The organism is Paenibacillus sp. FSL K6-1318, assembly GCF_037976905.1.
Lineage (GTDB): Bacteria > Bacillota > Bacilli > Paenibacillales > Paenibacillaceae > Paenibacillus > Paenibacillus amylolyticus_A.
The window spans coordinates 1,692,483-1,709,922 of sequence record NZ_CP150270.1; the positions used below are offsets into that span (position 1 = coordinate 1,692,483).

The 17,440-nt window shown below is 38.6% G+C and carries 24 protein-coding genes; 21 read left to right on the forward strand and 3 right to left on the reverse strand.

The window, feature by feature from the left end; translation table 11 throughout:
• Window positions 1–75: 75 nt before the first annotated feature.
• Window positions 76–606 carry a hypothetical protein gene (locus NYE45_RS07385; RefSeq protein WP_340016199.1) on the reverse strand — a complete coding sequence of 177 codons (531 nt, stop codon included), beginning with the start codon at window positions 604–606 and terminating at the stop codon, window positions 76–78.
• A gap of 229 nt (window positions 607–835) precedes the next feature.
• Between NYE45_RS07385 and NYE45_RS07390 the strand changes: the two genes are divergently transcribed.
• The gene (locus NYE45_RS07390) at window positions 836–1,315 is read left to right on the forward strand and encodes a hypothetical protein (protein WP_340016200.1); all 480 of its coding nucleotides are present in this window, start codon (window positions 836–838) and stop codon (window positions 1,313–1,315) included.
• A 50-nt stretch (window positions 1,316–1,365) separates the two neighbouring features.
• On the opposite strand, the gene NYE45_RS07395 is transcribed toward NYE45_RS07390, so the two are convergent.
• Window positions 1,366–1,971, reverse strand: a complete 606-nt coding sequence (locus NYE45_RS07395) for a hypothetical protein (protein WP_340016201.1) — start codon at window positions 1,969–1,971, stop codon at window positions 1,366–1,368.
• 230 nt (window positions 1,972–2,201) lie between these two features.
• Here NYE45_RS07395 and NYE45_RS07400 point away from each other — a divergent pair, with 230 nt between their 5' ends.
• The 20 genes from NYE45_RS07400 to NYE45_RS07495 all read left to right on the forward strand — a co-directional run bounded on the left by NYE45_RS07400 (window position 2,202) and on the right by NYE45_RS07495 (window position 16,821).
• Window positions 2,202–2,552 (forward strand): hypothetical protein, encoded by a 351-nt coding sequence (locus NYE45_RS07400; protein WP_340016202.1) that lies wholly within the window; start codon window positions 2,202–2,204, stop codon window positions 2,550–2,552.
• A 49-nt stretch (window positions 2,553–2,601) separates the two neighbouring features.
• Window positions 2,602–3,198 carry an AAA family ATPase gene (locus NYE45_RS07405; RefSeq protein ID WP_340016203.1) on the forward strand — a complete coding sequence of 199 codons (597 nt, stop codon included), beginning with the start codon at window positions 2,602–2,604 and terminating at the stop codon, window positions 3,196–3,198.
• Window positions 3,199–3,203: 5 nt separating this feature from the next.
• Complete coding sequence (locus tag NYE45_RS07410) at window positions 3,204–3,509, forward strand: hypothetical protein (RefSeq protein WP_340016204.1); 306 nt, start codon at window positions 3,204–3,206, stop codon at window positions 3,507–3,509.
• 149 nt (window positions 3,510–3,658) lie between these two features.
• A complete protein-coding gene (locus tag NYE45_RS07415; protein WP_340016205.1) occupies window positions 3,659–3,937 on the forward strand; it encodes a hypothetical protein in 279 nt (92 codons plus the stop codon).
• Between the two features lie 137 nt (window positions 3,938–4,074).
• Complete coding sequence (locus NYE45_RS07420) at window positions 4,075–5,115, forward strand: iron-siderophore ABC transporter substrate-binding protein (protein WP_340016206.1); 1,041 nt, start codon at window positions 4,075–4,077, stop codon at window positions 5,113–5,115.
• A gap of 1 nt (window position 5,116) precedes the next feature.
• Complete coding sequence (locus tag NYE45_RS07425) at window positions 5,117–5,893, forward strand: IucA/IucC family C-terminal-domain containing protein (protein ID WP_340016207.1); 777 nt, start codon at window positions 5,117–5,119, stop codon at window positions 5,891–5,893.
• A gap of 45 nt (window positions 5,894–5,938) precedes the next feature.
• Window positions 5,939–7,660, forward strand: a complete 1,722-nt coding sequence (locus NYE45_RS07430; protein ID WP_340016208.1) for a helix-turn-helix domain-containing protein — start codon at window positions 5,939–5,941, stop codon at window positions 7,658–7,660.
• A gap of 333 nt (window positions 7,661–7,993) precedes the next feature.
• Window positions 7,994–8,599, forward strand: coding sequence for an oxidoreductase (locus tag NYE45_RS07435; RefSeq protein ID WP_340016209.1), 606 nt, complete (start codon window positions 7,994–7,996; stop codon window positions 8,597–8,599).
• A 676-nt stretch (window positions 8,600–9,275) separates the two neighbouring features.
• On the forward strand, window positions 9,276–9,962 hold the full coding sequence (locus NYE45_RS07440) for a hypothetical protein (protein WP_340016210.1): 687 nt from the start codon (window positions 9,276–9,278) through the stop codon (window positions 9,960–9,962).
• A gap of 129 nt (window positions 9,963–10,091) precedes the next feature.
• Complete coding sequence (locus NYE45_RS07445; RefSeq protein WP_340016211.1) at window positions 10,092–10,502, forward strand: hypothetical protein; 411 nt, start codon at window positions 10,092–10,094, stop codon at window positions 10,500–10,502.
• 85 nt (window positions 10,503–10,587) lie between these two features.
• On the forward strand, window positions 10,588–10,896 hold the full coding sequence (locus NYE45_RS07450; RefSeq protein WP_340016212.1) for a hypothetical protein: 309 nt from the start codon (window positions 10,588–10,590) through the stop codon (window positions 10,894–10,896).
• Window positions 10,897–10,927: 31 nt separating this feature from the next.
• Window positions 10,928–11,071 (forward strand): hypothetical protein, encoded by a 144-nt coding sequence (locus NYE45_RS07455; protein WP_340016213.1) that lies wholly within the window; start codon window positions 10,928–10,930, stop codon window positions 11,069–11,071.
• An 89-nt stretch (window positions 11,072–11,160) separates the two neighbouring features.
• Complete coding sequence (locus NYE45_RS07460; RefSeq protein ID WP_152683023.1) at window positions 11,161–11,490, forward strand: hypothetical protein; 330 nt, start codon at window positions 11,161–11,163, stop codon at window positions 11,488–11,490.
• Between the two features lie 356 nt (window positions 11,491–11,846).
• Complete coding sequence (locus NYE45_RS07465; protein ID WP_340016214.1) at window positions 11,847–12,347, forward strand: hypothetical protein; 501 nt, start codon at window positions 11,847–11,849, stop codon at window positions 12,345–12,347.
• A gap of 439 nt (window positions 12,348–12,786) precedes the next feature.
• Window positions 12,787–12,954, forward strand: a complete 168-nt coding sequence (locus NYE45_RS07470; RefSeq protein WP_340016215.1) for a hypothetical protein — start codon at window positions 12,787–12,789, stop codon at window positions 12,952–12,954.
• A 112-nt stretch (window positions 12,955–13,066) separates the two neighbouring features.
• Complete coding sequence (locus NYE45_RS07475; RefSeq protein ID WP_340016216.1) at window positions 13,067–13,447, forward strand: hypothetical protein; 381 nt, start codon at window positions 13,067–13,069, stop codon at window positions 13,445–13,447.
• Between the two features lie 13 nt (window positions 13,448–13,460).
• Entirely contained in the window at window positions 13,461–13,916 is a 456-nt protein-coding gene (locus NYE45_RS07480) for a hypothetical protein (protein WP_340016217.1), read from the forward strand.
• Window positions 13,917–13,963: 47 nt separating this feature from the next.
• Window positions 13,964–14,419, forward strand: coding sequence for a hypothetical protein (locus tag NYE45_RS07485; RefSeq protein WP_340016218.1), 456 nt, complete (start codon window positions 13,964–13,966; stop codon window positions 14,417–14,419).
• 110 nt (window positions 14,420–14,529) lie between these two features.
• Entirely contained in the window at window positions 14,530–14,904 is a 375-nt protein-coding gene (locus tag NYE45_RS07490; RefSeq protein WP_340016219.1) for a hypothetical protein, read from the forward strand.
• A 111-nt stretch (window positions 14,905–15,015) separates the two neighbouring features.
• Window positions 15,016–16,821: a serine hydrolase domain-containing protein gene (locus NYE45_RS07495; protein ID WP_340016220.1), complete on the forward strand. Its 1,806-nt coding sequence runs from the start codon at window positions 15,016–15,018 to the stop codon at window positions 16,819–16,821.
• 188 nt (window positions 16,822–17,009) lie between these two features.
• On the opposite strand, the gene NYE45_RS07500 is transcribed toward NYE45_RS07495, so the two are convergent.
• Window positions 17,010–17,396, reverse strand: a complete 387-nt coding sequence (locus NYE45_RS07500) for a hypothetical protein (RefSeq protein WP_340016221.1) — start codon at window positions 17,394–17,396, stop codon at window positions 17,010–17,012.
• Window positions 17,397–17,440 lie beyond the last annotated feature (44 nt).

The following is a 17,440-nucleotide window of genomic DNA, read 5'->3' on the forward strand; positions in this document are numbered from 1 at the left end:
TAAATGATTTTTTTGAAAAAGTTGCAATAAGAACATGCTATCCACACCAAAGAGTGTTGTAAGTTGTTAAGCTTATCATTGTTTTATTTTATCTAACGGTACGTTAATGCTTGCTGATTCGATTGGAGTTATAGTCGTTCCGTCTTGTTCAATTAAGGAAATGGTTATTTCTATAGAGTCTTGATTATCCAAATCTATAGAAATTGATCTACGTTGAAACTCATCTAAAAGGCCTTCTGTTTTAACAACGGTATCTTCTTCAAACAAATTACCATTTTCATCTCGGATCGTAACTTGGAAAATTCGATCTGGAATTTTTTTTGATTGATCCGGTTGATAGTCTCTTTTACTGTACCATAACCCAAATTGTAGTTTTTTTGAAGTTGGTAGGTAGTAGAGCTCTGTAAGATGTATATTTGGATTCTTTAAATCTTGATTCTGTTCTGTAAGCTGAATTGGTTCTTCATCGTTATTATATGGAGTATCCCATTGTAATGGCAATGTCGAACCAGTTTTGAGAGCAATTAGTTCCCTGTCAGCATACCAATAAATCCCAACTAGAATTATAATGACTGAAAAAAGTAAAAAAATTAGTTTTCTTTTCACATAACATCCCTACCATCTTTAGTTAATAACCTAACTGTCCTACTCCGTGTATCCAAGATTTAAATTGATTTAAAATCCCATTGTAGTTATTAATTTCCTTACTAGCAACTAGAGTGTTGGACTTATCTAAAACAGAAGTTTTCTGATGTTGATCGCGCAGGGAAAATGTATTATTTGAAATACAGGTTTGAAAAAAATTTAAGAGTGTTCAGATGTAAGAGTAAGGATTATGGATAAAAAAGAAAAGAAGTTTATCATTGTTATGATTGTACTTGCTGTAGTTGTATTAGGAGTTATATGGTACCTAAAAGTAGGCTATCTATTAAAGAAACCAGAGATGCCCGAGGCAAATATTGCAATTCAGACCCAAATGGTCGATGGTGGTGCGATTAGTTTACGAAATGCTGATTACACCGAAAATCAAATCAAGGTTGGATATGAAGTGAAAGGGTTCAGTTTGGAGGAATATAATATTGCCTGTGAGATTTATCATGACGGACATTTGATTTCAACTTCTGGCTCAACAGGTGGGGGTTTGATAGAACTGGACGAAAAGCATTATTACTTCATTGGTTATGAGAATATAACTCAAATGAATCTGCCTGAATCTATACATCTAAACGTGGAGATTAAAGTGATACCCAATGATTTTAGACAAAAATCGATAACTTCATCATTTGACGTAAGCCTTGATAAAGAAGTGCAATAGATTGAAGAGGGCAGCTATGTCCGCAAAGGTCACCGTTGTTTGATGAAACCTTAATTCAAATGGTATTTCTCCATAACGGAGTCACGGAAAGTTTCGTATTCTGATAACGCTTGTGCAGTGGAGGATTGAGGTAAACTATATTCGGTTATCCCTTCAAGGCTGAATTTGCCTAGGTTATAGTTGATTAATCCATAATCACCAAAGGAGTTTTTCATCAAGAAAAGCACACTTTTATCACCCTTCTGCAGTTCTACATAGTCATCAGCTGTATATTTAACGTCTCCTTCCAGACTAACGGGTTCGATAATCGTTAATTTGCTCTGATTTGAAGGGAAATCTTCGGGTTTCTTTAATATCTTTTCAATCTTGATGTTCGTATTGGTGCGAAAGGATTGCAGGGTTCCATCATCAAATGCAGTAATAACATGCTCTCGATCTCTGAAATCTTCTGTTGCATAACCAATAACGATCAGTTCGGCGAACGCATCCAGCTTATCTATTTCATGAAATGTTAAAGAGTTGGCTGAAAGGTTGACGACTTTATGAATGGGCACGTCCGATTTCGATTGACCATTTACGTAAGCGATTACACCAGCGGAGATAGCCGATACGAATAATACAGAGACTAGTATAACCTTCCCTTTGAAAAAAGACATGATCTCATCCTCTACGTTAGATTTTGGACATTAAAAATATTTCGTTTCATTTCTACTATACACATATCTGGAAATTATTGTAAATTAATTGTGTAAACCTAGTAGAATGTCACTATTGAATTCACAATCGAAAATTTAGTAGAACCCTTAAAAAGGTGGGAACGCTTGTACGTATGGATGGGTACAGGTAAAATATAGATATAATTAAAACTTGAAGGAGAATGACTCCAATGACATTACAAAACTTATTTCATGAAAAACCAACAAAACTATGGAATGAAAGAATGATTGAAGGCGGAGATGAGCTTTTCACAGAAGAGAGATTACTCATGTCTGATCAAGCCCTAGATACATATTTGCACCAATTAACAGCATTACAAGAAACGAAACATCCTGAGCATATTATGAAAGCCGTAGAAGAAGTTGTGGTTAGGTTTAATGAAATGAATGAGGCTAATGATTATTTCATAGAAACGATGGAACGTGAAGAATTGGCCGATTTTATAGACAAGGCAGCTAGGCTGGCTGGATTAAACATTCAGGAGGATGAAGATATTACGGAAGAATGGAGAGAGTGGTAATTCGGCCGAGTTGAAGCATTTTCCAATTTTATAGATAAGGGTGATGAATGTGGAACGAGGACTCATTATATTTTTGAACGGTACGTCAAGTTCGGGGAAGACGAGCATTGCGATGGAAATGAAGAATCAGGGAGATATTCCGTTTCATCATCTATCTGTAGATCAATTTTTGCATAATTATGATCAGTTTATCGACAATACATACCCAGATATGAAGCCAACAAGAGAAGTGGAACACCATGTGATGACAGATATCCTGTTCGCCCCCATCAATTCGTTGTACTGTGCAACCATTAAACTGTTTTCGGAAATGGGTTTGAATGTCATCGTGGATACGGTGATCAGCAATGACAAGTGGTTTAACGATTTTTATGATTTGCTTTCGGATTATCCGATATTGTTTGTAGGCGTGCATTGCTCAAAAGAAGAACTCACCAGAAGAGAGCAGAGCAGGGGAGATCGCGAGATTGGACTGGCCCATTCCCAGTTCGACTATATCTACTCCTATGATGAGTATGATCTGGAAGTGAATACGGAAGAGCTTAGCTCCGCTGCATGTGCGGAAAAGATATTAAGTTATATGAAGTCCGATCAGGAATACACGGCATTTAAGAAATTAAGCAGAAGAGAGGTAAAAACATCGTAAAAGAAATGAATTCAAGGCCAAGGCTGGTAGGCTGGCATTTTGATGATGAGGTGAGATCGGATCATCCGGAAGAATGGAATTGGATAGAGATCACAATGGATTTCACAGATGGTTCCAGACGATGGAGCATCTTATATACACCAGAACGTTTGCTAAATAACTTGTCACGACCAGACATAGACCCACCAGGTCTTCATATGCAGCAACTCATTGTTGTTAGAAGCTATGAAGTGCATGACATTGAGAGAGTACTGAACGTTTTTGATGAAGAAGATAAATTGATCGAGGCATCAAGGGAATATCCAGAGTAGCTTCGAATGGATGAGTTCTATATCAGATGTGTTAATACATGTTTTATGTTTTGAAAAGAAGATTGGAAGGGAGTCTGATTCTCTATGGAATAGAGAAGGGCCTTCCTCTTTTTGTTTTTAGAACTTTGTTGGACAAGGGGGAGAATTCTATGAATCCAGAAGATCATATTCAACACATGTTACAGGCAATCATTGAAAAAACAAAATCCATCATCAACGATAGTCATAAACAATCCTTCGGCTCTTTGGAATATTTCTTGGAGCACATTATAGCGTACCGGGATGAACAGCAATACATGTCTAACGAGTGGCATATCCGCACACCGCGCTGGCTAGGGGAGTATGGGAATACGCCGGAGGAAGAAGAGCTTCTTTCAGATATTTACCGACTGCAAGCGTATATCGCTGAGAAATTAAAGGGCGGATAAAAGGCTTGCCATGTCGCATTAGTCCGGCTCAAATGTCGCAAAAGTACATGGTAACGCAATGTGAAGATCGTATATACTCTCTTTATGTTTCGATAATGAAAATCATTATCAGTATTATACATAAGGGGGATTCACAAATGAAACAAGGAACAAAGGGGCAAGCGGCTGGTAGCAAAGCCTATGCTGCTCACAAATCACGATTATTCATGGGCTTGATGTTGGCCCTTATTCTTGTATTGACAGCTTGCGGTGCTGCAACAGGTACAGATAGCGGTAAGCAATCTGCAGCAACGCCAGCGGAGACACCTGCGAATGCGGAAACGCAGACGGACGGAGCTTTTCCCGTAACGATCAAGGGTATGAAGGGTGACATCACTCTAAACGAAAAACCACAGAAAATTGCAGTGCTTGATGTTAAGTTTCTGGATCAGATGTTAGCGATTGGCGAGAAGCCGGCAGGAAGTGTTATTGCAGGAGGGAATACCGATTTTCCAGAATATTTAGGAGACCAGCCGAATGGCGTAGAAGTTCTGGGTACACGAGACGAGCCGAACCTGGAAGCGATTGTAGCACTGGACCCGGATCTGATCATTATGACCGACTTCCAGGAGAAGCAGTATGAGAGTGTAAGTAAAATTGCACCTACACTCGTACTCGATTTCTACGAAGATTGGCGGGAGACTTTAGCTACAGTAGCTAAGATTACAGACAAGCAGGACGAGGCAGAGAAAGTGCGTACAGCGTATGAAGACAAAATTGCCGGGCTGAAGTCAAAATTGTCAGAGAAGCTGGGCGATGAAACGGTGGCGATCATTCGTCCACGAAAAGAAGGAATTCGTGTTCACGGTATTGAGCATCGCATTGGCGGTATTATGTACAATGACTTGGGGCTGAAAATGCCTGCTCTGGTACAGGAGATTAATGAAGATGGTTCAGTAGAAATCTCGATGGAAAAAGTGCCTGAGATCGGGGCAGATCGTTATTTTGTGTTGTCGGATGAGCTGTTTGCGGCAGAGGCAGAGGCTATGGTGAGTAATCCAGTGTGGAAGTCCCTTGATGCTGTGAAGAATAACCGCACGTATGACGTAAACTCCACACTGTGGATTGCATACTACGGACCGCTTGCGATTAATCTGATTGTAGATCAGGCATCGGAAGCCCTGCTCGGATCGAACTAATATGAACCCATATCTCTCGACAGACTTATGGAAAGAGACGGTAGAGGATCATTCGATTTTGCTTGGTGAGCCGCCTGAACATAGTGTCCGTACCATTGCTTTGAGTGAGCTGCATGACGAAGAGGCGTGTCGAGAGTATATCAACTGGTTTCAGAACTATATCGATGCGCCTGACATGAAAGTCGCAGCCTCCATGTTAGCCAAGCGGCTTGGCTATCTATGGACGACTCCGCTCGTGACCGCGATGACGTTTCATCATCAGCATGTAACCTTTCAGCTGGAGAACAGCTTTCTCTATCATCCGGCGCTCTCAGATCATGAGGGCGGCACACGATTTCCTTTTCTAGCGGTGAATGGGCTTCAGGCTGAAGAACTGACTGGAGACAGGAGCGTATGGCGGGCAAAGGTGCTCGAGGAGATGTTTGCGGTACAGCTTACACCTCTGTTAAAGACGCTTGCTGCGATTGCGCCTCTTTCGATGAGTATTCTCTGGGAGAATATCATGGTACGTATCGGCCGATTATTCGCTCCTGATGAAGCCGAGACTGAGCAGGAAAGTAAGATCATTCGAGAGGACTTTTCATATCTGACGCAGGTGGCATCCGGGGAAGTGTTTGGTGAGAGGAAGAATCCGTTAACCCGCTTCACCGATTGTAAGGACAATGTGCATGTTGCCAAAAGCGAGCGAATTACCTGCTGTTTCTATTACCAGATGTCCGGCGAATATTGTCTCAAATGTCCGAAAATTGACAATGAGAAAGAATCTCAACTAAAATGACAACAGCAACAATTTTACCATTGCTATTGTCAGGAGATGAGAGAAATGCCGCTGCAAGAACAGACAAGTCTATGGAGTGATACAACGATCAAGATGCTTGACGGGTATAGCGGTACTTTGCAGACAGGCAGCGTTTTACACGAAACGGATTTAACTTCAAATGTGCTACTGCTGGCATACGGAGGGGAAGGGGAGCTTGCAATGGATGGAGAGGGTAGCCACATTGGAGCTTCTTTTGCCTGTCATGTGGTGAAGGGAACATCCTTTACGCTGACGGCCAGATCAGACGAACTTTATTATATCGTAATTATGTATGAGGCTTCTTCCATGGAAGGAGCCTCCCATGCGTTGCCCTCGTATCGCAAACATCCGCTGCAAAATTCGTTTATTCAGAACCCTGTGACTCAGGCCGAATGGATTCAGAATGCGGAAAAAATCGTTGCCAAATGGCGTCGTGGCGAAGGATTGGAACGATTTCATGCAAATGCGTTGCTCCAGGGGATGATCTATGAACTGATCATGGAGTATGAACGTGGTCAAGGCGGAGCAGAGTCCGACATGGTGGATGTAGTCGTGTCATATATATCATCGCATTATCGCCAGAATCTGGAGCTTAAGGAGCTTGCAGCCCTCGCTGGATGCAGCGTAAGGCAGTTACAGCGACGATTCAAACAAGAGAAGCAGCTTGGACCGATGGAGTACGTCATCCAGCTACGGATGGAAAATGCATCGCGGATGCTACATCATACGGATGCGTCCATTGGGGAAATTGCTGACAAGATGGGCTACCGCGACATGTATTATTTCAGTAGGGCATTTAAGAAATATTATGGCGTCCCTCCTCTGCGTTATCGGCTTGATGCAGCTAAGGAAACAGATGCAAATTATGCTCAATCCTTGCTGCGGAATCGCATGGCTTCTTCGTACGAGTCGGACCAAGTCCCAGTGATATGCCATATGCGAGGTGAATATCCTGTCACCCGTTCTCCACTGCGTATCGCTGTACTCGATGTTCAATATGCGGATCATTTGCTTGCGCTTGGATTGTCTCCAGCAGGAAGTGTCGGATTGGGAAGTGGAACGTTCCATTTCCCGCAATATATCAGGGCAGGACTTCAGGGTACCGAGATACTCGGAACGTATGAGTACCCTGATCTGCTTGCTGTCGAACGACTGTCCCCGGATCTGATTATTTGCACCGAGGTGCATGATCAGTACTATGAACGGCTCAGCCGGGTGGCTCCAGTTCTTATGTTTAAGCGTAATGAGAGCTGGCAGACCATTCTTGGCCTGTTCGGTGAATTAACTGGTAAGCGAGCAGAGGCAAAACGAATACTTGCGGATTATCACCGACGAACCACATTACTGTCGGAAGAACTGGCTCCGGTACTGGCAGGTAAAAGTGTAGCCCTGATCCGTCCGCTCGATTCTCTCATTCGGGTTCACTCTGCCGCTCATCGTACAGGTGCTGTGTTATACCGTGATCTGGGTCTGCCTGTCCCGTTATTTGTATCCGATACCGCCGACACGGCCTATCATATCTCGGTTGATAGACTACCAGCTGTACAAGCCAGCCATTACTTTTTGCTCAGTAATGAGCTTATGCAGGATGGGATATCCGCGACAGAGCAACGTGTCTGGGGGATGCTTGATACGGATGAGCGACAGCAGATACACTCCGTAGATGCTGCGACATGGATCGGTTGTTATGGACCAACAGGCATCAATGGCATTGTGGATCAGATCGCGCAGGCTTTGTTGGCTTGAGCAGGTAGTTGCTGGCGCTAGCCCGTTTGCAGCGAAAGACGGTACGCTCTACTATTTAAAAAGTTGATATGTTCTTAAAACATCGGAAGGTCGTCAGATTCCCTATGGGATGAAGAGGGCCTTTTTGGGTTTATCACTATAACAAAAGGTTCCAACTGCATACTCACATCCTTTACAACCCTGCGTATATTAAGCGTATTTAAAACCTATTGGATCGATTGGATAAGGGTTTGAGAAAACTAATAATTTTCCCTTATTCGCCAATTCACCTTCGCAATTGTAACAATATGGGTTATCATATACGTAGTTCAGGCACTAGTAGGAGGTAATCCAATGAAAAAAAATTTAACAATAATCATACTAATGGTTGGATTGATAATAAGCATGTACTTCAACTATCAATTCAAAGCGTACAAAGACAATCAAGAAGTTAATTACACCATAAAAATGAATCATGGAACTGAAATTGGTATAAAAGAATCCATCTACAATTTAGATAATGTGATAAAAAGCTTAGAGGACGGCTCTTCCAAGGAAACAGTCATACATGCCTTAGGAAATGTGGCGGTATCTTTGAAAGTCGGTGAAGAATCATTCGTCTTTCTGAATTCCGACTTCAGGGAAGATCAATTATCATCAACTTATTTAATCTATAATGTGTTTAGAGATATGTATACGCATATAAGAGTAGAAATCATAGGCGAAATTTTATCGAATAAGATATCGCTAGAAAAAGAATCGAGAAATCAACTGATTAAGGATATAGGAGTGCTTAAACAAGATTTGGAGTATATCGATAGTCAATTTAACGAGGATATTCTGAAAGAACAAAGTCCTAAGTGGATTGAAAATAAATGGAAAGAGTTAATTGGAGAGATTGTAAATCGAGATACGGAATATAAGTTATATGAAAGAATGAAAACGAAATACAATCTATAAGTGTTTTGTGGAAGATAATTGACATCTAAATAACAACATATCTACGCTATGTTGCCTCCACTTCTTTGTATACCGAGGGTTTCGAAGAAGTGGAGGTAGCAGGTAACCCTGAACTACCTTATTGAATTGCGACAAGTCGCTGCACTCTTTAAGGTAGTGAGGGTTAGTAGATATAAGAACACTTTATGAAATTCTCGATAAAACTTTTTTGGGGAGAACTGATGAAACCATTACAAATTATCAAAATGCCTCCATACTTTAAGATTCTAAATTGTAATATCACCGAGGTTCCTAGATGGATTACTAATAGAAGATAATTCTATTTTATTTTTAGACATTTACCATGAAGAAGATCTCGATACCTACTTATCTAAAAATAAAGTATTAAAGTTAGATAATGTGATACAAATAATAGATAACTCAAATAAGATGAGTTTTATACCATATATCAAATCCAAGAAAGATTTAATAGATCAATACAGGTATCAAGACTGGGACTTTTCTTGTATTGTCTTTGATAAAAATTTAAAGTGTCTTTTCTACATAAGAGGAATAGAGGACACAGGAGAGAATGGAATTAGAATAAAAGAAATGGAGCCAAACTTATATAATAAATATTTTTATAATTATCAAGAATAGAAAGTAACTCTTATGTAGATGAGTAAGGAGGGACATTATGAAGCTTTTTCGTGGAAAAGAAGCCTTAATTCAAGGTACTGATCTTATAAAACCTTCAATATATACGACTCTAGGAACAATTGAACTTTCTCTTGCTGTCTCCAGCGAATGTTATCTTCCTACTCACTGTGCTCAGCTCAAACATGGCGGCACACTATACCAGTATTACTACGACTCGTTTGATTGCGAGTTATTGCTCTGTAATCTGGACCATAATCTTTCTTTACCTCAGGAAGTAGACGAGTGCTGGGGAGCCGTATTTAGAATCAAACCCAATGCGTATAATCAGATAAGCACGTGTAGCTTTTCTGCTTCGTGGAAAGAGGGATATAGCTGGGAAGATTACGGAGCTGACACTGGAGAAAATCTTGAAGCTGTAGAATATGAGAATGAACAATACCGTCTACACATAGGAACTCAAGAAAAACCACTGATAGTGCGAAAACGAAACCAAGGTGATATGATTCCTAAATCTCTTGCTTTAAACTCTGATTTTGAGAAGTATAGTTTTGTCTTACATTCTGATCAAGGTATTGAAGTATCTATGACAGAGATGGATTGCCGTGAGATATGCCAAGTACATTTTTTGATAGCGTGGAAGAGAAAAATAGAAGAGGATATTTCTACTTGGTTAGCTGTAGATCAACCTACGAAAGAAATCTTAAAGGGAGAAGATATTTGGTAAGTTTGCTCGAATTGATCATAGTCTATCGCATTATTACGTTCCGTTCGTCCTGAATACTAGCAGTCGGTAGGGGCTTGAATACAAGGAACATTTGATCAATACCTACCACATAACCTATAAGGAGAAACTATGAACGAAAAAGTTAAAGGGAAATTAAAAAAGCAATTGCTACTCATCGTTTTATTTATTTTTATAATAGGAATTCAATTAGCTACTAGATACTTGGCATATCATCCTCCTGCATGGACAACTGCATTATCAATTTTTAGTTTTCTTATATTTTGTATACTGGGCCTTGTAACTTATCTTGATCTCAAGAAAAAAGAGCAGTTCATAACGATCGGACAAATTGTAGATGTGAAGAAGAATAAAAATATCATTATAGTTAAAGGATTGGGACGAGGTAATAGCAAAGTTTTAATCAAAGATAGTCCTACTCTGAATATGATGCAGCCAAATGATCTGATTGAAATCACTAGATTAAAATATACAAAAATGATAACGAGAAAAGTGTATAAGGACCAAGAGATACAATTTTGAGCAAGTGATGGAAGAGTTGTAGTACTTTACATAAAAATAGAGGATGAATTTTGATATACGTCTAAGGTAGAAGGAGAGAATATAAATGAACAACATAAACTCTCATAATTGCAACCTAAATATAAGGTATGATCTGCCTGATGAAGTGTGGGATAAAGTTTTTAAAGTATATGAGACTATGCCAGGGTGGATTGGTTATAAAAGTGGAATTCCATATTGGTTTGGAACTGAAGAGGATGATGTTTTCATTGAAGCATCCGTTGAGCCTAGTGGATTATCATTTTATGCACAGATGAATAGCGATGTATGGATGTCTTGGATAGAAACGTTTAAGTTGGAAGCGACAAAAGTGTTGGGTTTTGATGTTGGTGAACCTGAAGATGGGTATGTGTGATGAAAGAAGGAGGGGGTAAGATTCATGGGCAGTGAATACCGCCGCAGGATGGCATAGGTGTCTGGATGTGTTGGTGCAGATCATCAATGGTAAGCCCATTCAGTGGCAAGATAACTCAACTGAGCTGCGTAAAATCTATAGTGAAGCATTTAAGGTGGAGGATCTAAACCAATAAAATGATCTAAAAAGGATAAAAAGAAAAAAATGATAAACTCTATTAGCATTGATGAACGGAATGGGACCACATTTAATGAAGAGATCGTTATGAATCCTACATGGGCAGACAGTTTACGTTTTTTGAGAAAGCTCGATGGAGATAAATTTACATTAGTTTTTTTTGAGGTATTAGACACAGGTTCAGCATTAGTTGGAGGCGGACCGGAATATTTTGTAGTGTCTATTACAATGGATGAACATATATATACGCTTATGAACGATAAGCAGGGAAATAGTGAAATTTCTCTAGTTATCGGTGGTCAGTTAGGAAATTATTGCGATAACATTTGTATAGAATTAATACCCATGCTGGAAGTGCTAAAGTATTTTTATGAAACTGGTAAACTACACGAATCACATCAATGGAAGAAAGAATAGTATTGACTTTGAAAGTAACTTGAAGAAAATTGGTTTTATCTAACATTAAATTCAACATATTCGGTTGAAAATGCATTTCTAAGGAGCAGATTCACCGGGGAGAGTAGCGGATGCAGAATAATTGCCAGATAAGTCGGAAACATCACACTGTATTTTTAGGTAGATCATAAAGTAATTGAAAATTTTTCGAGTGAAAGCTTTGTTTATATGAAATGACTTGGCTTGTTTTACTGAAGAACAAATCAAGAGCAAGACCGATAACTTGGAGAACGACAAATCATCTTAGCAAGTACTACTCAACACAGGAACGTTATCTGAATTCCAGAAAACTATACATTCATGAAATGAGTGATTTTATGAATATACAAGATTTAAGGGATTGGTCGGACAAGCACAATGCAAGAAACCGGGCAATCGAGGCTTTTTGGCATAACTTAGAAACCTATAGAGTTGAAGATCCTGAGGAGTTTACAGAGGTATTCTGGGATTATGACAAGAAGTATTTGAAGATTTGGATAGAGGATATATCAATCCATATCAAGAGTTTGGAGTACCTGGACCCAAGTAATAAAGAGCATGAATATATTGAAGTGAAGGTCAGAATTGAATATCGAGCAAATCATATAGGTTATTACAGAATTATTTTCGGTATAGACGGCCAGGTGGAAGATGATTATTTTATTTCGGATTGGACCGGGCTAAGACTATATCAGACAAGGAGCTTGTTAGAAGATATGAGAGAAGAGATCGAAAACGACCTAATCAATGGGGAAATAAAAGAAAAAGAAGCTATGAAATTAATGAAAATCATAGAAGAGAAGAAAGAAAAAATTCGAAACAGCTATGATGAGTCGTGAGCATAGGACGTTATTGATATCATAACGGGAGAGCTTAGCTCAGCCGGAGGTGCAGAAAAATATTAGTTCTTTTTACCTTTAGCACCCTGAGCTCGGCATTAGAAAGATATTTTTCAATTATTTAGATTACTCTGGATATTTCCTTGAGGAAGGTCGACTGATTCCTTGTGGGATGAAGAAGGGCCTTCCTTGTTTGTTTTTGTCATCACAAAGAAAGGTTCCTTTGATTCACTTCATATTCGCATCCCATACAACCCAACATATACTGAGCGTTTAAAAAAAACATTGGACCATATGGACATGTGAGATTAAGTATCCTAATAATTATCCCATAAGATGGTTTTTCTCTTTATTTCACTTACAGAATTTTGGCGTAAGTGTTGAATATCCGGACACTGGTGGAGAAACGCCTGCAGAACTAGATAAAGAGTCAAATAACGTGAGTAATAAACTGATTAAACTGTTGGAAGAATTCTTTGAAGGGTCAAATGTTAAAACTCATAGACTGGTAACAGAGATTGAATGGAAAGATGAGTTTGATTGGGAACAGATTTATTTTGCGATAGGTGATGATGTATTTATTTTAGATTTATATCAGTGGGGTTAACGGACAACCTTACAAATCTCAGTCTGTCGAACGATTCCCGTTAGTTTTTAGTAAGCGTTACAGGAAATTAACAAGTCAAAAAAAATAAAATAATGATAACTTGCGAGGCATTATGAAACTAATAAAATTAAAGGGCAGTAGAACTGAAGAAGATATAAGAAGAGAATTAGTAGGATCGCATGAGTCATTATTTAATGATGAAATAAGATCAGGATTACTCTCTGTTATTAAGAGGTTTTTTCCACAAATGAAAACCGCTTATATACTATTCTGGACACCTGAACAAGGGGAAGACATTTTTTTGTTGCTGATTAATAACGATATAATTGCAAAAGTAGAAATCGATCGTTACGACCACGATATTGAACCTATAATTGAAAGCAAACAACTAGACAATACCTATTTAAAAGGACTTAGGAAATATGCACGGATTAGATTAGCGATTGCACTTGAACTTGCAAATATAGATCTTAAAAATGAAGAGAAAAATTAAAGGAGTTCCTGAATTGAAGAATCAAAAGCATGCAATGATTTTAATATTTCTTTTAATGATACTAGCCCTAAGTGGTTGCATTTCATACAGTGTGAAGACGGATAAAATTGTTGAGGGCGGGTTGATAATTAACTCAAGTTCATTTGGACTGGGAGAGAGCGAAGAAGATGCAGGTATTACAGTCGTAACATACAATTTCAATCTTCGAAATAGAACCAATAAATCAATAATGTTAAAAACAGTTGAACCGATCTTAAGTAAGGATATTCAGGAGCGATTAATTGATAGAGATATTAAATTGGATATAAATATGAAAATTGATGGTAATAGCTCGGAAGAACTGACAGGTACTTTTAAATTAGATACTAAAGGGCTGGATAAAGAAGGAATAATCAATTTAAACATTAATGTTAACGAATTTAATGTAGCAATTGAACAAGTCATAGGAATGAATGAAGTCAATAACTAATTTGAGATATCTCCAAGAAAACATATCAAACAAAGAGGTGTATCTTTATGGAAAGAAAAAAAGATGAAAACAATGAGATGGCTGTAATTCCAGAGCACCATAGCCCTGTTCGACATATCCTTAATGAAGCAAATGGACAACCGAACAATCAGTTTATAGATAGTTTTAAGAAAGCTCTGGATACTCCAGATGCATATGTAATTATGGAGGGTGATTATGGAGGACAAATCTATTTGTCTTGCCCTATGAAACTAGTAAACTGCAGTGAAGAGACATTACATACTCTATTAAAAGATTTAGATACCATTGCATGGGGCTGTAATGAGGGAGAAGGCCGAGGAATATATTTCGAAAAACACTTTCCTGGTGATGGAATTGGTGGAGGTATGGGGGGAGGAGATGTTGAGGAAGGACTATGGATTCATAACGAATTTATAGATTTACAATTATATGATGAAATTCATGAAGTCATATCAGGCAATAAAGAAAGATTAACAAAGTAATAAAATGAATGATCATAAGGCCTATCAACATCGGATAACAAAGTGTTCATGTGGATGGGCAAACTGTTGAAGTACTGCATACAGAGGAAAAGAAATATGCGAGGTGAGTTATGGGCGAAAGAAAAAAATATAAACGTAAAATTGTTCGCTCCAATCGATTATTTTATTGGTATGTTGAACCGGATATAGACGATGAAGGGATAATCAAATTACATATCGTTTCTGAGGATAAGAAGTTAATCGTCACTTATGAAGTGGGACAACACAGTATTAAGAACAAGATCCCATTTATAGTCATTATCGGAGAAGAATTCGAAGGCTGGACGACAGAATATATAGGATACAGAAGAGTACTAACACCGCAATGGAGCGATGAGATCATAACGCCAAAATTGATAGGTGAAATCATTGATTGGTGCCTCTTGAAAGACAAAGAAATAAACATCGTTAATTGGAAAGGTGAACTTCTTCGATCTCTCTCCTGAATGGAGTGTGATTGCATTTGAAAAAAATTTAGATTCGTGTGGACTCTTTTGAAAACGCATACGCGAAAACAAGAAATTTAATTAACATTTAATATAAAAGGAGAGAAGCTAATGCAGATGAATTGTAGACATCACACGGTAAACAAAGTAATCGCTTGTGTTCTGTCATTCATATTTATCATGATGGCAATAGCGGTACCCGCCCACGCTAAAGAGAAACAGGTGGAGACTACACCATCCAGGATTCCTTTATCCAAGTTAGAGGAAACGATTGATGCTTATGTTGCCTCATATGAGAAGTATACCGCTGCCGTTTCGGTTGTGGCTATCAAAGACGGTGAAACTATTGTGAATAAGGCATATGGTTATGCAGATATTGAGAATCAGCGAAAGGCGGATACCTCTACTGTGTTTGAATGGGCTTCCATCTCTAAATTGTTAGTCTATACGAGTGTGATGCAGCTTGTCGAACAAGGAAAGCTTGATTTGGAGACGGATATCCAAGAATATCTGCCAGAGGGATTTTTTAAAAAGCTGAAATATGATGATCCGATTACGCTAATGAACCTGATGCATCACAATGCGGGTTGGGAAGATCAAACAGCGGCCGAGGTATTTTATTACTCCGAGAATGAAACGTTAGAATTAGGAGAAACGTTGCGTAGAAATGAGCCGAAACAGATCTATAAACCGAATAGCATAGTGGGTTATTCGAACTACGGCGTTGGCTTAGCCGGTTACATCGTGGAAGAGATAAGTGGCCAACCTTTTTATGAATATGTCAATCAACATATATTTAAACCGCTTCATATGAACGACACCTCGATTCATCCAACGGGGCAAGATCATCCAGACCTAGTACAAAGAAGGAATGAGATTGAAGGGTATACGAAAGATCTGAAACTGATCCCTGAGAATAGAGGATACGTAACATTTTATCCTGCCGGTGCAGCGATTGGGACAGCAGAAGATTTAGGCAAATTCCTTGCAGCGTTGATGCCAGTAGATGATAGCAATGTATTATTTAAGAACAGGGATACGTTAAACGAAATGTTGTCAACAAGTCTATATTATGACGGGACTTCTACTCCGCGATTTGCGCATGGGTTCGTTGAGATGGAATACTGGGTACCTACACTGATGCATGAGGGGAATCTGAAAGGGTTTTCCAGCAAACTTGTCTTTGATCCCGAATCTAAATTTGGAATGGTGGTCATGACAAACCAGTCTTTTGAGGAAATTTATTATTATGGACTTATTAAAGAAATTTTCGGTGATAATGCCAATTCTAATATAGTTACTTCGGAGGGGGGAGGATATTTTCAATCCGCACGACGGGCAGCATCTAGATTTACTAATTTATTTACGGCCCTTGATATCAGGAAATTCACAAAAGCTGAATTAAGTAGTTCTTATCATGTTGTCGAGCATAATGGTGTTGTTGATAAAATTTCCTTTACTCCTTACATTGATTACTTGCCTATATCGAATGTAAAGGTAAACTTGATAAAGATATCTTTTATTCCTGCTGTGCTTGCCGCCATTTTCACTATAATTGCTTTGATCGGCTATGTAATCCGGCAGCTTCTTAACAAACTAAATAAACGAAGAAAATCTACCACCAATTTTAATAAATACCATCTTGCAATTAACTTTGCAGGTGTGGCACTCCTTCTTAATCTTTTCATCTTACAAACGAAGTTGAGGTTTCCAAATTATCCTGGTTATTCTTCGATACGCATCAATTTAATGTTTAACCTACTATATGTGGTTCTAGCAGTGGTGTTTCTTGGCTTGCTTATCTACAAATTGCGGAAGAGCAGTTACAGCAAAAAGCAAAAGGTGATGTACATCATGTCTGGCATCTCGGCGTTCATCTTGGCTGCTTTTGTTGTGGGATGGCATTTGTATGTTTAGAAGGGCAGAAGCTAAATATAGATATTTCAAACATTACAAAGGCTTGCGGATGACTCCTATATATCATTGATATTATAAGTGGGGAAAATTAAAAAAATAAAGGCAGCAGTTCCTTATGTGGGACTGCTGCCTTTGTGTTAGTATGCCCTTTGGCAACTTGTGCCTCGGCATATTGAAGAAGATCAAGATCATCCTATTTTTTTGTCTCTCAAAATAAATAATTTAATAGAACCGTAAATGATTACTAGAATATTCAATAATAATAGACCTATATATCCATCCGTTAACTTTGTTCGTTCAATCCACTTGTTCACTAACTCTCCCGAGAGAGCCTGTTTTCCTAAATATTTGTTTATATCATTTTGATGTATCTCATCCATATATATAAGTGGAAACTCCATGCTGTTGGAAGAAGCAGCTAGCGGCGGATAGAAATCTACCCATTTCTGACCTGCCCATCGATCATACTTATAATGAAAGTCTGCGCTGGATTCAAGATTGTCCCATCTGAGAAAACCCAATATGAGTAGAATACAAAGTGTAATGACGCTAAATATTAACTTCTTGTTATTCAAATAAACCCCATCCTTATGTTTTTACTATTAACAATACCGTAGCA

What these genes read in the sequence shown, in the direction of transcription:
- NYE45_RS07390 (WP_340016200.1), top strand. Translation starts at nt 836, where the DNA reads ATGGATAAAAAAGAAAAGAAGTTTATCATTGTTATGATTGTACTTGCT.
- NYE45_RS07395 (WP_340016201.1), bottom strand. Translation starts at nt 1,971, where the DNA reads ATGTCTTTTTTCAAAGGGAAGGTTATACTAGTCTCTGTATTATTCGTA.
- NYE45_RS07400 (WP_340016202.1), top strand. Translation starts at nt 2,202, where the DNA reads ATGACATTACAAAACTTATTTCATGAAAAACCAACAAAACTATGGAAT.
- NYE45_RS07410 (WP_340016204.1), top strand. Translation starts at nt 3,204, where the DNA reads ATGAATTCAAGGCCAAGGCTGGTAGGCTGGCATTTTGATGATGAGGTG.
- NYE45_RS07415 (WP_340016205.1), top strand. Translation starts at nt 3,659, where the DNA reads ATGAATCCAGAAGATCATATTCAACACATGTTACAGGCAATCATTGAA.
- NYE45_RS07420 (WP_340016206.1), top strand. Translation starts at nt 4,075, where the DNA reads ATGAAACAAGGAACAAAGGGGCAAGCGGCTGGTAGCAAAGCCTATGCT.
- NYE45_RS07425 (WP_340016207.1), top strand. Translation starts at nt 5,117, where the DNA reads ATGAACCCATATCTCTCGACAGACTTATGGAAAGAGACGGTAGAGGAT.
- NYE45_RS07430 (WP_340016208.1), top strand. Translation starts at nt 5,939, where the DNA reads ATGCCGCTGCAAGAACAGACAAGTCTATGGAGTGATACAACGATCAAG.
- NYE45_RS07435 (WP_340016209.1), top strand. Translation starts at nt 7,994, where the DNA reads ATGAAAAAAAATTTAACAATAATCATACTAATGGTTGGATTGATAATA.
- NYE45_RS07440 (WP_340016210.1), top strand. Translation starts at nt 9,276, where the DNA reads ATGAAGCTTTTTCGTGGAAAAGAAGCCTTAATTCAAGGTACTGATCTT.
- NYE45_RS07445 (WP_340016211.1), top strand. Translation starts at nt 10,092, where the DNA reads ATGAACGAAAAAGTTAAAGGGAAATTAAAAAAGCAATTGCTACTCATC.
- NYE45_RS07450 (WP_340016212.1), top strand. Translation starts at nt 10,588, where the DNA reads ATGAACAACATAAACTCTCATAATTGCAACCTAAATATAAGGTATGAT.
- NYE45_RS07460 (WP_152683023.1), top strand. Translation starts at nt 11,161, where the DNA reads ATGAATCCTACATGGGCAGACAGTTTACGTTTTTTGAGAAAGCTCGAT.
- NYE45_RS07465 (WP_340016214.1), top strand. Translation starts at nt 11,847, where the DNA reads ATGAATATACAAGATTTAAGGGATTGGTCGGACAAGCACAATGCAAGA.
- NYE45_RS07475 (WP_340016216.1), top strand. Translation starts at nt 13,067, where the DNA reads ATGAAACTAATAAAATTAAAGGGCAGTAGAACTGAAGAAGATATAAGA.
- NYE45_RS07485 (WP_340016218.1), top strand. Translation starts at nt 13,964, where the DNA reads ATGGAAAGAAAAAAAGATGAAAACAATGAGATGGCTGTAATTCCAGAG.
- NYE45_RS07490 (WP_340016219.1), top strand. Translation starts at nt 14,530, where the DNA reads ATGGGCGAAAGAAAAAAATATAAACGTAAAATTGTTCGCTCCAATCGA.
- NYE45_RS07495 (WP_340016220.1), top strand. Translation starts at nt 15,016, where the DNA reads ATGCAGATGAATTGTAGACATCACACGGTAAACAAAGTAATCGCTTGT.